The sequence below is a fragment of the Mycobacterium sp. NGS68 genome, assembly GCF_059812195.1.
Window position 1 is genome coordinate 1 of sequence record NZ_JCALCE010000008.1, and the last position, 12,760, is coordinate 12,760.

Consider the following 12,760-nt stretch of genomic DNA (forward strand, 5'->3'; position numbering starts at 1 on the left):
ACGTCTGCTCGCGAGGGATGGGTGACGATAGACGGCGTGGTAGCACCCCGGCCCGACGAGAGCTCGATCACCTGGGACGACGGGGCGCTGGTCGTCGTCGACCAGCGCGCCCTGCCGCACGAGTGGCGGCCCATGCGGATCACGACGGTCGACGAGCTGATCGACGCGATCAAGACACTGGCCATTCGCGGCGCACCGGCGATCGGGGTGGCCGGCGGCTTCGGCGTGGCGCTGGCCGCGCTGGCGTATCCCGACGACGCCCGGAAGGTCCAGTCCGAGGCCGCGCGGATCGCGTCGGCCCGCCCGACCGCGGTCAACCTGGCCTGGGGTGTGCGACGGGCGCTGAGCCGGTTGCCCGACGGGCCGCCGGCGGTGCTGGACGAGGCCCTGCGGATATTGGCCGAGGACGGGCGGGCGAACCGGGCCGCCGCCACCCATGCCGCAGACCTCATCGAGCGGCTGCTGCCCGATCGGCGGCTACAGGTCCTCACCCACTGCAACGCCGGCCGGCTGGCGATGGCCGAGTTCGGCACGGCGATCGGCGCGGTGCGGGTCCTGCACGAACGGGGCCTGGTCGAGGGCGTCCTGGTCGACGAGACCCGGCCCCTGCTGCAGGGCGCGCGCCTGACGGCCTGGGAGCTGGCCGAGCTTGGGGTCCCGCACCGGCTGACGATCGACTCGGCGGCGGCGTGGGCGATGGCCACCGGCCAGGTGGACTGTGTAATCGTCGGCGCGGACCGGATCGCCGCCGACGGGTCCGTCGCCAACAAGATCGGCACGTACGCACTGGCCGTCGCGGCAAACCGGCACGGCATCCCGTTCGTCGTCGTCGCACCGGAGTCCACCCGCGACCCGGCCACGTCAACGGGCCGCGACATCGTGGTGGAGGAACGGGCTGCGGGCGAGGTCACGCACGTCAGCGGAATCGCCACTGCCCCTGAGGGAATCGCCGTTTTCAACCCCGCGTTCGACGTCACCCCGCCGGACCTGGTCACCGCGATCGTCACCCAGAACGGTGTGGTTCATTCGGGCGGGCCGACACCGTAACGTCAGGGCAACCGGCCGAGATCGGCGACCGCGGCTTGAATCTCGGCGACCCGGGTGCCGTCGATGCCCCAGGGCGCCTCGACGCCGACGCGGCCGTCGAGATCCCACAGCACACACTCTTCGCCCGGTTGCGCGACCAGCGACCAGGCGATGACCGTCCGGCGCAGCTGCTCGCCGGCCGGGTCGCCGGCGCCCGGGGTGCCCGCGGTGACGCTGCCCTCCGGATAATGGTGCAGGAACTGTCCGTACGCCTGCCGACAGAACGCCGAATACCTTGCAGTGCAAAGGATCAGGCCGTGCCACGCCTCGTCGACGGCGCGTGATGGCATGCCGATCACCTGGTTGTCCCGCAGCGCGGGAGCGCAGCAGCGAAGCCACTGCCGCAAACCGGTGTCGATGAGTGCGCGGGGTTGCCAGGGGCACGTCTTGAATACGGCATCGGGAAGGTCGAGTTCGGCCGCGGCGGCCAGCGCCCGGCGGTATCCGTCCACGCGCCGACGCCGCACGTTCTCACTGTATGCGGTGCGCAAACGCGCGTAACCTTGGCGCATGAGTGGTGGTGCTCTCGCGGCAATCCTGACCATGCTGGTGATCTTCGTGATTATCGCGCTCCTGGTGTCGTCCATGCGTTCCCGGCGCGGGGGGCGACGGTCGGGACGCGGTGGCTACTGGTCCGCCGGCGGCGGGGCGTACGGCGGCGGTGACGGTGGCGGCTCCAGCGGTTGCGGCGGCGGACACGGCCACGGTGGCCACAGCGGCTGCGGCGGCGGACACAGCGGGTGCGGCGGCGGAAGCGGTTGCGGTGGCGGCGGCTGCGGCGGCGGCGGCAACTGATCGCATGAGCACCGGTGCTATCGCCTTGGCCTGCATCGTCGTCGGCGCGATCATGGTCGTCGGGGCCCTGGTCGCCGGGGCCGTATTTCTCATCAGCCGGGTCACGGGCACCATGCGCAATTCGATGGGTGGCAGCGTCTGGAACGCCGGCGGCACAGGCTTTTTCGGCGGCTCGCGCGGCTTTTCGAGCGGCTTTTTCAGCAGCGACAGCAGCGGGTGTAGCGGCGGCAGCACCAGCTGTGGCGGGGGAAACAGCAGCTGCAGCGGGGGCAGCGGCTGCGGGGGTGGCAGCAGCGGCTGCGGCGGCGGCAGCGGTTGCGGCGGCGGGGGCTGCGGTGGTGGAAGTTAGGCGCTTTCAGTCGCCGTAGCTGGGCAGCCAGATCGCGTCGTGCACGGCCTGCGTGACGTCCCGGTGGGTTCGGGTGGCCACCCCTTCCGCGGTCGCGGCGTGGTAGATCGCCTCGGCGACGGCCGCCGAGATCGCGCTCAGGTTCTGCACTTCCGGCAACAACGAAGCGCCGACTGTCGTCGGATCAGCTTGTTGCGCAATGGCTTTCGCTGCGGCCTGCAGCATGCCCTGGGTCAGCAAGCGGGCCCCGGACACGACGACGCCCAGCCCGATCCCGGGGAACACCAGCATGTTGTTGGCCTGGCCGATGGTGTAGGCGATCCCGTCGTATTCGACTGGGGCGGCGGGGCTTCCGGTGGCCACCAGCGCCTTGCCGTTCGACCAGGCCAGCACGTCGGCGGGCATCGCTTCCATCCGGGAGGTCGGATTGGACAACGGGAAGATCATCGGGCGCTCGCAGGACGCCGTCATCGCCTCGACGACCTTCTGGGTGAACGCGCCCGACACCGTCGAGCAACCGAACAGGATGGTCGGCGAGGCCAACCTGATGGTGTCGAGCAGCCCGACCCGATCCTCGCCGGCGATCCCGAGCTGGTCGCGGTTCTTCGCGTAGGGCGCCTGGAAATCGCGCAGATCCGCCATGTCGTCGAACAGCAGGCCCTGCTTGTCGACCGGCCAGATCTGCGCGGCGGCCTGCTCGACGGTGGCGCCGTCGGCGACCATCGCGTCCCGGATCTGATCGGCGACGCCGATCCCCGCGGTGCCGGCCCCGAACACCACCGCCCGCTGCTCGCGCATCGGGATCCCGGTGACGGCCGATCCGCCGTACATGGCGGCCACGACCACCGCGCCGGTGCCCTGCACGTCGTCGTTGAACACGCAGTAGTCCGCGCCATAGGTTTCCAGGATCATCCGCGCGTTGATCGGACCGAAATCCTCGAAATGCAGCATCGCCCGCGGAAACAACCGGTGTGCGGTCTCGATGTAGCGCAGGATGAAGTCGTTGTATTCGGGGCCGCTGCGGCGGCCGTGCCGGTTGCCCAGATAGAACGGGTCCTGCAGCAGCTGTTCGTTGTCGGTGCCGACGTCGAGCGACACCGCGAGGCAGCGGCGGGGGTCGATGCCGCCGCCGGCGGTGTACAGCGCCAATTTGCCCACCGCGATCTGGATGCCGCCCACACCCCAGTCGCCGATGCCCAGGATCGCTTCGGCGTCGGTGCACACGATCAGGTCGACGTCGCCCGGCCCGAGCCCGAACGTCTGGAACGCGTCGGCGATCTCATCGGGTTCGTCGATGCTCAGAAACAGGCCGCGCTGTCCGCGGTATTCGTCGGAGAAGCGCTGGATGGCCTCGCCGACGGTCGGCGTGTACACGACCGGCATCAGCTCGGGCAAGTGGTCGGCGAGCACCTTGAAGTACAGCACTTCGTGGCGGTAGTGCAGTTGCTCCAGCAGCAGGTTGCGGCCCAGATCGGTAGCCATGCCCTGCAACTGGCGCCAGACGCGGTCGGCCTGTTGCTCGAGCGTGAGCACCGCCGACGGCAGCCGGCCGGTCAGTCCCAGCCGGCGCCGCTGCTCGTGTGTGAAGCCCACCCCGCGATTGAGGCTCGGCGCGGACAGGGCGATGGGGATCCGGGGCACACAGCCGTCGCTCATCTGGTCACGGTAACGCCGATCGCGACCGCCCGGCCCGGAATCGGTTCGGGTCGCGCGGGATTCGGCGGCACCAAGCGGCACCGAGGCGGCACCAAGCGGCACCGGGGCGGCACCAAGGCGGTTACGCGGCGGGCGCGCGGCGGAACCGGGCGACCAGCGGGTACATCTGGCACCCGAGGCAGATGCCGAAGGCGGCGTTGAGGAACGCGGCGAACAGCGCGAACCCGGTCGCCACCGCACCGAGCAGCGGAATCCCCGCGGCGAAGCCGACGACGCCGATCACCGCGAACACGAAGCCCACCAGTTGCGCGAACTTCAGCGGCGGCACCGGCTCACGCTCGGTGACGGGTCCGAGCCGTGGCGCCACCAACGTGCGGTACAGCCACCCGTACGGGCTGTCGCGCGGGCCGCGCCACGCGGTGATCGCGAACACGACGGCCTGGGCGGCCAGAATCACCGCGGCAGCGGGCGCGCTGACCGCTGAGACGGCGAGCGTGAGCACCAGGACCGTGGTGCTGATCGCGGCGGAGAACCGCGGACCCCGCACGTCCACTTGGTTGGCATCGGTTGACATGTACAGCTCCTCGGGATCGGTCAGGACAGAAGCGGTTCCAGGGCGGTGCGCAGGTCGGCCACCTTGGGCACGCCCGCGCTGCGGTAGCGTTGCCGCCCGCCGGCGTCGAAGATGATTGTCGTCGGCAAGGAGAGCACCGACAACTGTTTGGCGGCAGCCGGATTCGCGTCGATGTCGACCTCCAGATGCGCCACGCCGGGCAGGTCGGCGCACACCTGGTCGACCACCCGGCGCACCGACGCGCAAGGGCCGCACCACACCGCGCTGAAGTGCACGACGGTCGGCCCCGCGTCGGACAGGTCGAGGTCCGGCGTGCCCTGCTCGGGCTCCGGCGCCGCTTCGCGTAGCACACCGGACCGGCGGTTGACGATCAGCCCGATCACCGTGGCGGCTCCCAGCGCCGCGACGGTCGCCGTCACGGCCAGTACAACGGAACTCACGAGCGCACCAACACTTTCCGCATCGGGATATTCCCTAGATGGAGAAGTCCTCGCCGTGCCAGACCCCGGCCTCCGGCGGCCGGATGACCCGCTCGGCGCGACCGTCGGACGCGGCACCGTTCCCGCTGCCCTCCAGCCTGGCCACCCGGGTCAGCAGGGACTTGAGGCTGGCGCCCACCAGGTCGGGCAATTTCGACTCGTCCTCGCTGGCGGGGCCCAGGCGGCTGACGACCTGCCCGGGCACCCCGACGACCACCGCGCTGGCGGGAACCTCTTTGACCACGACGGCGTTCGCGCCGATCCGGCTGTCGTCGCCGAGCTTGATCGCGCCGAGGACCTTGGCACCTGCGCCGATGACCACCCGGTCACCCACCGTCGGGTGCCGTTTGCCGGTCTGCGCGCCCGTGCCGCCCAGCGTGACGCCGTGGAAGATCGTGACATCCTCACCCACTTCGGTGGTCTCGCCGATCACCACCCCGGTCGCGTGGTCGATGAACAGGCCGGGGCCCAGCGTCGCGCCGGGGTGGATGTCGACCCCGGTCAGGATGCGGTTCAGCTCGCCCAGCACGCGGGCGAGCAGGCGGGCGCCGCGGCGCCACAGCCAGTTCGTGACCCGGTGACCCCAGACGGCGTGGACGCCCGGGTAGGCGAAGACGACCTCCGCCACCGTGGGCTGCGCGGGATCGCGTTCCCTGGCTGCTCGGATGTCGCGTCTGATGGCTGCCAGCATGCCTACTCGCTCAGATCGGCGAATAGCACCGTGCTCAGATATCGCTCGCCGAAGTCGGGGAGCACGACGACGACGAGCTTGCCGGCATTCTCGGGCCGGCGGGCCACCTCGAGTGCGGCCGCCACCGCGGCCCCCGAGGAGATACCGACCAGCAGCCCCTCCTCGGTGGCCAGCCGGCGGGCCAGGCTGAGTGAGTCTTCGTTGCTGACGGTCACGACCTCGTCGACCAGGCCCATGTCCAGCACCGGCGGGACGAACCCGGCGCCGATGCCCTGGATCGGGTGCGGCCCCTTCTGCCCGCCGGACAGCACCGGCGACGCCGACGGCTCCACCGCTACGAACTGCGCGGACGGCTTGCGCTCCTTGATCACCTGAGCGACCCCGGTGATGGTGCCACCGGTACCGATTCCGGACACGAAGATGTCGACCTTGCCGTCGGTGTCCTTCCAGACCTCTTCGGCGGTGGTGACGGCGTGCACGGCCGGGTTGGCCGGGTTCTCGAACTGCTGCGGCATGAAGTACTGCTCGGAGGACTTGGCCAGTTCCTCCGCCTTGGCGATGGCCCCGGCCATGCCGTCGGGGCCCGGGGTGAGGATCAGCTCGGCGCCGTACGCGCGCAACACCTTTCGCCGCTCGACGCTCATCGTCTCCGGCATGGTCAGCACCAGCTTGTAGCCGCGTGCGGCGGCGACCATGGCTAGCGCGATCCCCGTATTGCCGCTGGTCGGTTCGACGATGATGGTGTCGGGCTTGATCAGACCCGCCTTCTCGGCGGCATCGATCATCGCCACCCCGATGCGGTCCTTCACGCTGCTCGCGGGATTGAACGATTCCAGCTTGGCGACGACGTCGGCAACGGCACCGTCGGTGACCCTGCGGAGCCGGACTAGGGGGGTGTTTCCGATCAGTTGCGTGATGTTCTCGGCGATGGTCATCCACATTCTCCAACGATGTCGGTGCAGGCCCGCTCGGACTCCCACATGATGTCAAACTCCATTGTCACGCGGGTGGGGGTGGTGAGCGCAACCGGAGTGAGGCTCGGCTGCTGTGCGCGCGACGGTCCCGCTATCGCCACCCCGGTGAGCACCCGCCCGTTGAAGTGGTGCGACGGGACCGCCGTCAACGTTGTCGCCGTGGTGCCCGGCGCGCATCGCAGGTAGAAATCGGTGCCTGGCTGTACCGTCCCGCTGATCGGCACGCCGTCGGCGTCGACGACGGTGTGGCCGTCGGAGGCGGTCAGTGTCATCGGAATCCCGGCCTGGAAGGGGCCGACCAGCTCGGAGTCGTCTTCGGAGCCGGCCACCGCGGCGGTGTCCAGCAGCGGTTCCTGCGCCGCCCGAACGGCCAGATGGGCGCCGGCGAGCAGGTAGTTGTAGAGGTGTACGACGCGGTCGGCGTTGCGATAGTGCCGGGACCCGGTGAGCCAGAAGTCGACGTGGTCGATCGCCGCGGCGCCGCCCGCCGCGTCGTCCGGCGCCGTGGTGATCAGCCGGTAGTAGCGGTAGCCGCGGCCGCCCCGGCCGTGGCTACTCGTCGACACGGTGCTGCCTACGCCCAGCGTCCGCTGGTAGAGGCCCCTGCCCCCGGACATGGTCAGTGTGGAGCCCGAGACGTCCTGCCAGGCGACACCGTCCGCCGATTTCTGCAACCGCACAGTGACCTGTCCGGGGGAGGCGTTCCACAGCGAGTAACCGCCGAGTTGCGGATGCCCCTCGAATTCGAACGTGAAAACCCCGGCCGGGTCGTGCTGCACGGCGGTGGGGGCATTGAGCGGCCGGGTGTCCAGGGCGATGTCGTTGGTGAAGTACCAGATGGCGGCCTGGGTTCCGGCAATCGCCTCGTGTTCGCTGATGTCGGCAGGTCCCAGCGGGTAGCCCGCCTGGCGCAGCTGTCGGCTCAGCTCGGTGAGGGATCGGATGGGAAAGGAGTGCCGCAGGATCCAGTCCACCTCCGCCTCGCAGCCCTTGGTGTGCAGGTGTGGCAGCGCCGACCAGCTGTCCAGGCGATACGGCGACGGGTGCTGTGGCGCGATGCCCATGAAGTCCAGCGAGTAGGCCCGCAGGTTGGGATTCAGCCTGATCAGGTCGGTGCGAGCGGTCGTGCCGTCGGTGAACACGATCCGCTCGACGGTGTGCGAATAGGTGCCACCCCGGTACCGGGTCATGCGCGTCGGTTCGGAGGCCGGCCGCACGCGGACGCGTCTGCGGGTCGCCACCGGAGCCTGTACACGGCTGGGTATGGATAGGACCGTCATGGGTGAGTTGCTCTTCCTGAAGATGGGTAGCGCGCGTCACGGAGGGCCGAGCGGCCATCAGAACCGGGGGCGCGAGATTTCTGGACGAGAGGCGTCAGGAATCAACAGGAGCAACAACAACAGAGCATGGCGAGGCAGCGCGAGGGAAGAAAGCGCGGCTGTGCGGCCTGTTGCATGTGCCCCACTATAGGCCAATCAAATGGCAGGGACCGCGAACCACCGGATTGTGACGGTTTACATCACGCGTGGTTAAACCTTTGTGCGCGGCTGTCGCCGTCACTTACCCTCGGCGGGCATCGCACAGCGATGTGGGGCATGATTGGACCGGCCCGTAGCGACCCCAATTAAGAATCAACATGATTGAAACTTGCACGGAAGGACCATCATGACCTCGGCTCAGAACGAGTCTCAGTCCCTGGGTGACCTTGCTGCCCGGCAGCTTGCGAACGCGACGAAGACTGTCCCGCAGCTCTCCACCATCACCCCGCGCTGGTTGCTGCACCTGCTCAGCTGGGTTCCGGTGGAAGCGGGCATCTACCGGGTGAACCGGGTCGTCAATCCCGACCAGGTGGCGGTCAAGGCCGAGGCGGGCGCCACGATCGACGAGCCTCTGCCCGAGACCTACGTCGACTACGAGACCAGCCCCCGGGAGTACACCCTGCGCTCGATCTCGACGCTGCTCGATGTGCACACCCGGGTCTCCGACCTATACTCCAGCCCCCACGACCAGATCGCCCAGCAGTTGCGGCTGACGATCGAGACGATCAAGGAACGCCAGGAGTTCGAACTCGTCAACAGCCCGGAGTACGGTCTGCTGGCGCAGGCGACCCCCGAGCAGACCATCCAGACGCGCGCCGGCGGGCCCACCCCCGACGACCTCGACTCCCTGATCACCAAGGTGTGGAAGACGCCGAGCTTCTTTCTGACCCACCCGCTGGGCGTCGCCGCTTTCGGCCGTGAGGCGACCCGGCGCGGGGTTCCGCCCGTCGTCGTGAGCCTGTTCGGCGCCCAGTTCATCACCTGGCGCGGCATTCCGATCGTCCCGTCGGACAAGGTGCCCGTCGAAGACGGCAAGACCAAGTTCATCCTGGCCCGCACCGGGGAGGAGCGTCAGGGCGTGGTGGGCCTGTTCCAGCCGGGCCTGGTCGGTGAGCAGGCGCCGGGGCTGTCCGTCCGGTTCACCGGCATCAACCAGTCGGCGATCGCGACCTACCTGGTCACCCTCTACACGTCCCTGGCCGTCCTCACTGACGACGCGCTTGCCGTGCTCGATGACGTCGCTGTGGACCAGTTCTATGAGTACGAATGAGTACCGGTCGGTAGCCGCCGAGAGCGAACTGCCCATCAGTGCCGTCGAACTCGCGGCGCTGGCCACACAGCTGTACGCGGCCAGCATCCGGCCCGGGCCCGACAGCCCGCCGCAGACGGCGCCCGTCGCCCCTCGCGGCAACGTGCCCGACACGACGGCGGTGACGTCCGCCGGGCAGACGGCGGCCGGTACGTCCGACCCGTTCCCGGCGCCGGTGCCGCTGATCGGCGGCACCGACATCTATGTACCGGCGCCGACGTCGCCCGGCCCGGAAGGAGTTCCGCCCCAAGCGGTTCCGGTGGCACCGCGGGGAAGCGTGCCGGATTCTTCGGCGGCGCCGTCCGCGGCCGGCACGGCGGCCGGGGTGGCCGACCCGCTCCTGCCGCCCGGCATCGCAGACCTGAGCGCCTTCGCCGTGCCGACGGGTATCGTCCCGACCGTGCCCGGTGTGCTGGCCGGGGCGACACCGACCGTGCCGGTGGCCCCGCGGGGTTCGGCGCCGGGCTGGCTGCCCGAAGCCCCGCCGATCCCCAACCTGGGCTGGTCGGACGCGCCCGCGGTGGCGCCGGTCGGCAACGAGGCCGACTACCACTTCCTCACCGCGCCCCAGTCGGTGCCCCAATTGCCGGACGCGCACGAGGTTTTCGACGTGAACGCGGTGCGCGCCGACTTCCCGATCCTCAAGGAGACCGTCAACGGCAAGCCGCTGATCTGGTTCGACAACGCCGCGACCACGCAGAAGCCGCAGGTCGTCATCGATCGGCTGTCGTACTTCTACGCGCACGAGAACTCCAACATCCACCGCGCGGCGCACGAACTGGCGGCGCGCGCCACCGACGCCTACGAAGAGGCCCGCGAGACGGTGCGGCGGTTCATCGGCGCTCCCAAGGCCGAGCAGAACATCTTCGTCCGCGGCACCACGGAGGCCATCAACCTGGTGGCCTACGCGTGGGGCGGCAAACATCTGGGGCCCGGTGACGAGATTCTGATCACCCACCTGGAGCACCACGCCAATATCGTTCCCTGGCAACTGCTTTCGCAGCAGACCGGCGCGGTGTTGCGGGTGGCGCCGGTGGATGACGCGGGCAACCTGCTGCTGTCGGAGTTCGAGGACCTGCTGGGTCCGAAGACCAAACTCGTTGCCGCCACGCAGGTTTCCAACGCGCTGGGTACGGTGACGCCGGTCGAGAAGATCGTCGAGCTGGGCCACCGCTACGGGGCGCGGGTGCTGATCGACGGCGCCCAGTCGATCCCGCACCTGCCGATCGACGTCGCCGAGCTCGGTGTCGACTTCTTCGTCTTCTCGGGTCACAAGATCTACGGCCCCACCGGAATTGGCGTCCTCTACGGTAGCGAGGAGGCGCTCGCCGAGACCCCGCCGTGGCAGGGCGGCGGCAACATGATTGCCGACGTGACGCTGGAGCGTTCGCTGTATCAGGGGCTGCCCAACAAGTTCGAGGCCGGCACCGGCAACATCGCCGACGCCGTCGGGCTGGGGGAGGCGCTGCGGTACGTCGAGCGCGTCGGCATCGAGCGCATCTCGGCCTACGAGCACGCGCTGCTGAAGTACGCGACCCCGCGGCTGGCCGACATCCCCGGCGTCCGTCTCGTGGGCACGGCCGACGAGAAGGCCAGCGTGCTGTCCTTCGTGCTGGCCGGACACGAGCCGCTCGAGGTCGGCAAGGCGCTCAACGCCGAGGGCATCGCGGTCCGCGCCGGGCACCACTGCGCACAGCCGATCCTGCGCCGCTATGGACTCGAGGCGACGGTTCGCCCGTCGTTCGCGTTCTACAACACCTACGAGGAGATCGACGTCTTCCTCAACGCGGTGCGCCGGATCGCCGAGGGCGGCACCAACGTCGGGTGACCCGCGCCCGTCGTCGCAGACTCGACGCCGCAACCCTCCGCAGTGGTCGACTCAGCCGCTTAGCTGCCTGCGCCCCAATGCAACACGCGGGAGGTGAGCAGCACGATGCCGAGGGACACCGACGCGACGACGACCAGCCCGATGACCGCGACGACGAGCGGGCGCCACCCAGTGCGCGCGATCTGACGGATGTCGGTGGTGAGCCCGACGCCTGCGAACGTCAGCAGGAAGGCCCATTTCGACACGTTGGCCAGATTGGTGCTCTGCCCCTTGCTCAGCCAGCCGGCCGTCGCGATCGCCGAGACGGCGAGAAAGCCCAGCACGAACTTCGGGAATTTCGCCCAGACGAACGCCGCCTTGGCTTTCGCGCCGCGGGCGATCTCGTCGGCCTGCCCGCGGGCGGCCCAGTACAGCGCGAAACCCAGCACCACGAAACCGATCAGCGCGTTGCGGGTGGACTTGACCAGAACGGCAATCTTGCCGGCGTGGTCGGAGTACAGGTAGCCGGTAGCGGTGGTTTCGGCGGTGTTGTCCACCGATAGTCCCGCCCACAAACCGAATTCGTGATCGGTCAGCCCGATCGCGTGGCCCAGCGGCGGCAGCACGAACAGGCCCACCGCGCCCAGCGCCAGGATCGCCGCGATCGCGTAGCTGACGTCGGTGTTGCGGGCCCGGATCGCGCCCTTGGCGGCCACGATGGCCGACAGCCCGCAGATCGAGGTGCCGATCGCCAGTAGCGAGCCCAGCTTGCCGGACAGGCCGAATGCCCTCGCCACGAGCAGGATCGTGGTTCCCGCGATCGTCATGTCCACCAGAATCTGGACCAGGCTGGTCGCGCCCAGCTTGGCGATGTCGCCGAGGACAAAGCGCGAGCCCAGCGCCACGATTCCGACCTTCAACCAGAACTGGTAGGTCAGCACCCCGGGCCGGAACACCCGGTGCAGTCCGATCGTATTGGTGATGAGCAGCCCGATCAGGATCGCCCACAACACGTATTCGATGTCGGGTACTGTCCAGTGTTGTTGGCGGGCAGCCGAATTCCACCATATCTGGGCGTACTTTCCCAACCCGCCCACAGCAACCAGCAGCAGGATGCCGGGCGCGTAGTCCAGCGGCCGGGCGCTGGTGAACGCGACCTCATGGGAGGCCTCTTCGGGTTCGATGCGAACGGTGCTCACGGCGTTCACCAGGGCACCTTGGGCAGGGCGTCGGCCACGGCCAGCGCGACGATCACGCCGGCCACCAGCGTCGCCCACCAATCCTCGCCGAACCGGGTGAGCCGGTCGCGCCACCGCGGTGTCGGGACGTCTTCAACCACGGCGAGCACTCCTCCGACATCGGTGGCCTCGTTCGGCACACTCTGCTGCGGGAATCGTTGCGTGCCTGCGAATGCCGAGAAAGTGATTGGATCGGGATGAATCTAGATCTGATTGCGAATCGGTGCGAAATCTCTGCCGATACAATTTCTGTCACCCTGCACATAAATATTGTGCGGGTCCTGATTTCCCAGGTTAAGTACTGTGCTCGGTGGCCATCATCGACGGGGAGCCACGCGCGTGAGCTGGACGGTTGCGACCGTCCGGCTAGATTTGTTCTGGCTGATCGCAACCCTACGGCCGGGTCCCAATTTGCCCGTAAACTGCCCATCCTATTGGGCACGACAAGACGGTAGGGCGGCCGATACGAGGGTCGATAAATTA

14 protein-coding genes are annotated in these 12,760 nt (G+C 68.8%); 5 read left to right on the plus strand and 9 right to left on the minus strand.

Features of this window, described 5'->3' with window-relative positions; all coding sequences use genetic code 11:
- The coding region (gene mtnA, locus AC5Y5V_RS11125; RefSeq protein WP_499934240.1) for an S-methyl-5-thioribose-1-phosphate isomerase at positions 1 to 1,047 on the plus strand (1,047 nt) is incomplete at its 5' end.
- Between the two features lie 2 nt (positions 1,048 to 1,049).
- On the opposite strand, the gene AC5Y5V_RS11130 is transcribed toward mtnA, so the two are convergent.
- Entirely contained in the window at positions 1,050 to 1,553 is a 504-nt protein-coding gene (locus tag AC5Y5V_RS11130; protein WP_499934242.1) for a UCP032817 domain-containing protein, read from the minus strand.
- A gap of 43 nt (positions 1,554 to 1,596) precedes the next feature.
- Between AC5Y5V_RS11130 and AC5Y5V_RS11135 the strand changes: the two genes are divergently transcribed.
- Entirely contained in the window at positions 1,597 to 1,881 is a 285-nt protein-coding gene (locus tag AC5Y5V_RS11135) for a hypothetical protein (protein ID WP_499934244.1), read from the plus strand.
- Positions 1,882 to 1,885: 4 nt separating this feature from the next.
- Positions 1,886 to 2,230 (plus strand): hypothetical protein, encoded by a 345-nt coding sequence (locus tag AC5Y5V_RS11140; RefSeq protein ID WP_499934246.1) that lies wholly within the window; start codon positions 1,886 to 1,888, stop codon positions 2,228 to 2,230.
- A gap of 6 nt (positions 2,231 to 2,236) precedes the next feature.
- Here the strand turns inward: AC5Y5V_RS11140 and AC5Y5V_RS11145 are convergent, their stop codons facing one another.
- The 6 genes from AC5Y5V_RS11145 to AC5Y5V_RS11170 all read right to left on the minus strand — a co-directional run bounded on the left by AC5Y5V_RS11145 (position 2,237) and on the right by AC5Y5V_RS11170 (position 7,884).
- Complete coding sequence (locus AC5Y5V_RS11145; protein WP_499934248.1) at positions 2,237 to 3,886, minus strand: NAD-dependent malic enzyme; 1,650 nt, start codon at positions 3,884 to 3,886, stop codon at positions 2,237 to 2,239.
- A 121-nt stretch (positions 3,887 to 4,007) separates the two neighbouring features.
- Positions 4,008 to 4,460, minus strand: a complete 453-nt coding sequence (locus tag AC5Y5V_RS11150) for a DUF4395 domain-containing protein (RefSeq protein WP_499934251.1) — start codon at positions 4,458 to 4,460, stop codon at positions 4,008 to 4,010.
- 20 nt (positions 4,461 to 4,480) lie between these two features.
- Positions 4,481 to 4,900: a thioredoxin family protein gene (locus AC5Y5V_RS11155; RefSeq protein WP_499934254.1), complete on the minus strand. Its 420-nt coding sequence runs from the start codon at positions 4,898 to 4,900 to the stop codon at positions 4,481 to 4,483.
- A 34-nt stretch (positions 4,901 to 4,934) separates the two neighbouring features.
- On the minus strand, positions 4,935 to 5,630 hold the full coding sequence (gene cysE / locus AC5Y5V_RS11160) for a serine O-acetyltransferase (protein WP_499934257.1): 696 nt from the start codon (positions 5,628 to 5,630) through the stop codon (positions 4,935 to 4,937).
- 2 nt (positions 5,631 to 5,632) lie between these two features.
- Positions 5,633 to 6,565, minus strand: coding sequence for a cysteine synthase A (cysK, locus tag AC5Y5V_RS11165; RefSeq protein ID WP_499934260.1), 933 nt, complete (start codon positions 6,563 to 6,565; stop codon positions 5,633 to 5,635).
- A complete protein-coding gene (locus tag AC5Y5V_RS11170; protein WP_499934263.1) occupies positions 6,562 to 7,884 on the minus strand; it encodes a TQXA domain-containing protein in 1,323 nt (440 codons plus the stop codon). The genes cysK and AC5Y5V_RS11170 overlap by 4 nt, the downstream gene beginning before the upstream one ends.
- A gap of 385 nt (positions 7,885 to 8,269) precedes the next feature.
- Between AC5Y5V_RS11170 and AC5Y5V_RS11175 the strand changes: the two genes are divergently transcribed.
- Together AC5Y5V_RS11175 and AC5Y5V_RS11180 are read left to right on the plus strand one after the other, a co-directional pair.
- A complete protein-coding gene (locus tag AC5Y5V_RS11175; RefSeq protein ID WP_499934265.1) occupies positions 8,270 to 9,193 on the plus strand; it encodes a family 2A encapsulin nanocompartment shell protein in 924 nt (307 codons plus the stop codon).
- Positions 9,180 to 11,060 (plus strand): family 2A encapsulin nanocompartment cargo protein cysteine desulfurase, encoded by a 1,881-nt coding sequence (locus AC5Y5V_RS11180; RefSeq protein ID WP_499934268.1) that lies wholly within the window; start codon positions 9,180 to 9,182, stop codon positions 11,058 to 11,060. The genes AC5Y5V_RS11175 and AC5Y5V_RS11180 overlap by 14 nt, the downstream gene beginning before the upstream one ends.
- Positions 11,061 to 11,119: 59 nt before the next feature.
- Here the strand turns inward: AC5Y5V_RS11180 and AC5Y5V_RS11185 are convergent, their stop codons facing one another.
- On the minus strand, positions 11,120 to 12,250 hold the full coding sequence (locus AC5Y5V_RS11185) for a YeiH family protein (RefSeq protein WP_499934855.1): 1,131 nt from the start codon (positions 12,248 to 12,250) through the stop codon (positions 11,120 to 11,122).
- A complete protein-coding gene (locus AC5Y5V_RS11190) occupies positions 12,244 to 12,378 on the minus strand; it encodes a hypothetical protein (RefSeq protein WP_499934271.1) in 135 nt (44 codons plus the stop codon). Before AC5Y5V_RS11190 ends, AC5Y5V_RS11185 begins: the two co-directional genes overlap by 7 nt.
- Between the last annotated feature and the right edge of the window lie 382 nt (positions 12,379 to 12,760).

Coding starts and splice junctions, on each gene's coding strand:
- AC5Y5V_RS11135 (WP_499934244.1), top strand. CDS start 1,597: ATGAGTGGTGGTGCTCTCGCGGCAATCCTGACCATGCTGGTGATCTTC.
- AC5Y5V_RS11140 (WP_499934246.1), top strand. CDS start 1,886: ATGAGCACCGGTGCTATCGCCTTGGCCTGCATCGTCGTCGGCGCGATC.
- AC5Y5V_RS11145 (WP_499934248.1), bottom strand. CDS start 3,886: ATGAGCGACGGCTGTGTGCCCCGGATCCCCATCGCCCTGTCCGCGCCG.
- AC5Y5V_RS11150 (WP_499934251.1), bottom strand. CDS start 4,460: ATGTCAACCGATGCCAACCAAGTGGACGTGCGGGGTCCGCGGTTCTCC.
- cysE (WP_499934257.1), bottom strand. CDS start 5,630: ATGCTGGCAGCCATCAGACGCGACATCCGAGCAGCCAGGGAACGCGAT.
- cysK (WP_499934260.1), bottom strand. CDS start 6,565: ATGACCATCGCCGAGAACATCACGCAACTGATCGGAAACACCCCCCTA.
- AC5Y5V_RS11170 (WP_499934263.1), bottom strand. CDS start 7,884: ATGACGGTCCTATCCATACCCAGCCGTGTACAGGCTCCGGTGGCGACC.
- AC5Y5V_RS11175 (WP_499934265.1), top strand. CDS start 8,270: ATGACCTCGGCTCAGAACGAGTCTCAGTCCCTGGGTGACCTTGCTGCC.
- AC5Y5V_RS11180 (WP_499934268.1), top strand. CDS start 9,180: ATGAGTACGAATGAGTACCGGTCGGTAGCCGCCGAGAGCGAACTGCCC.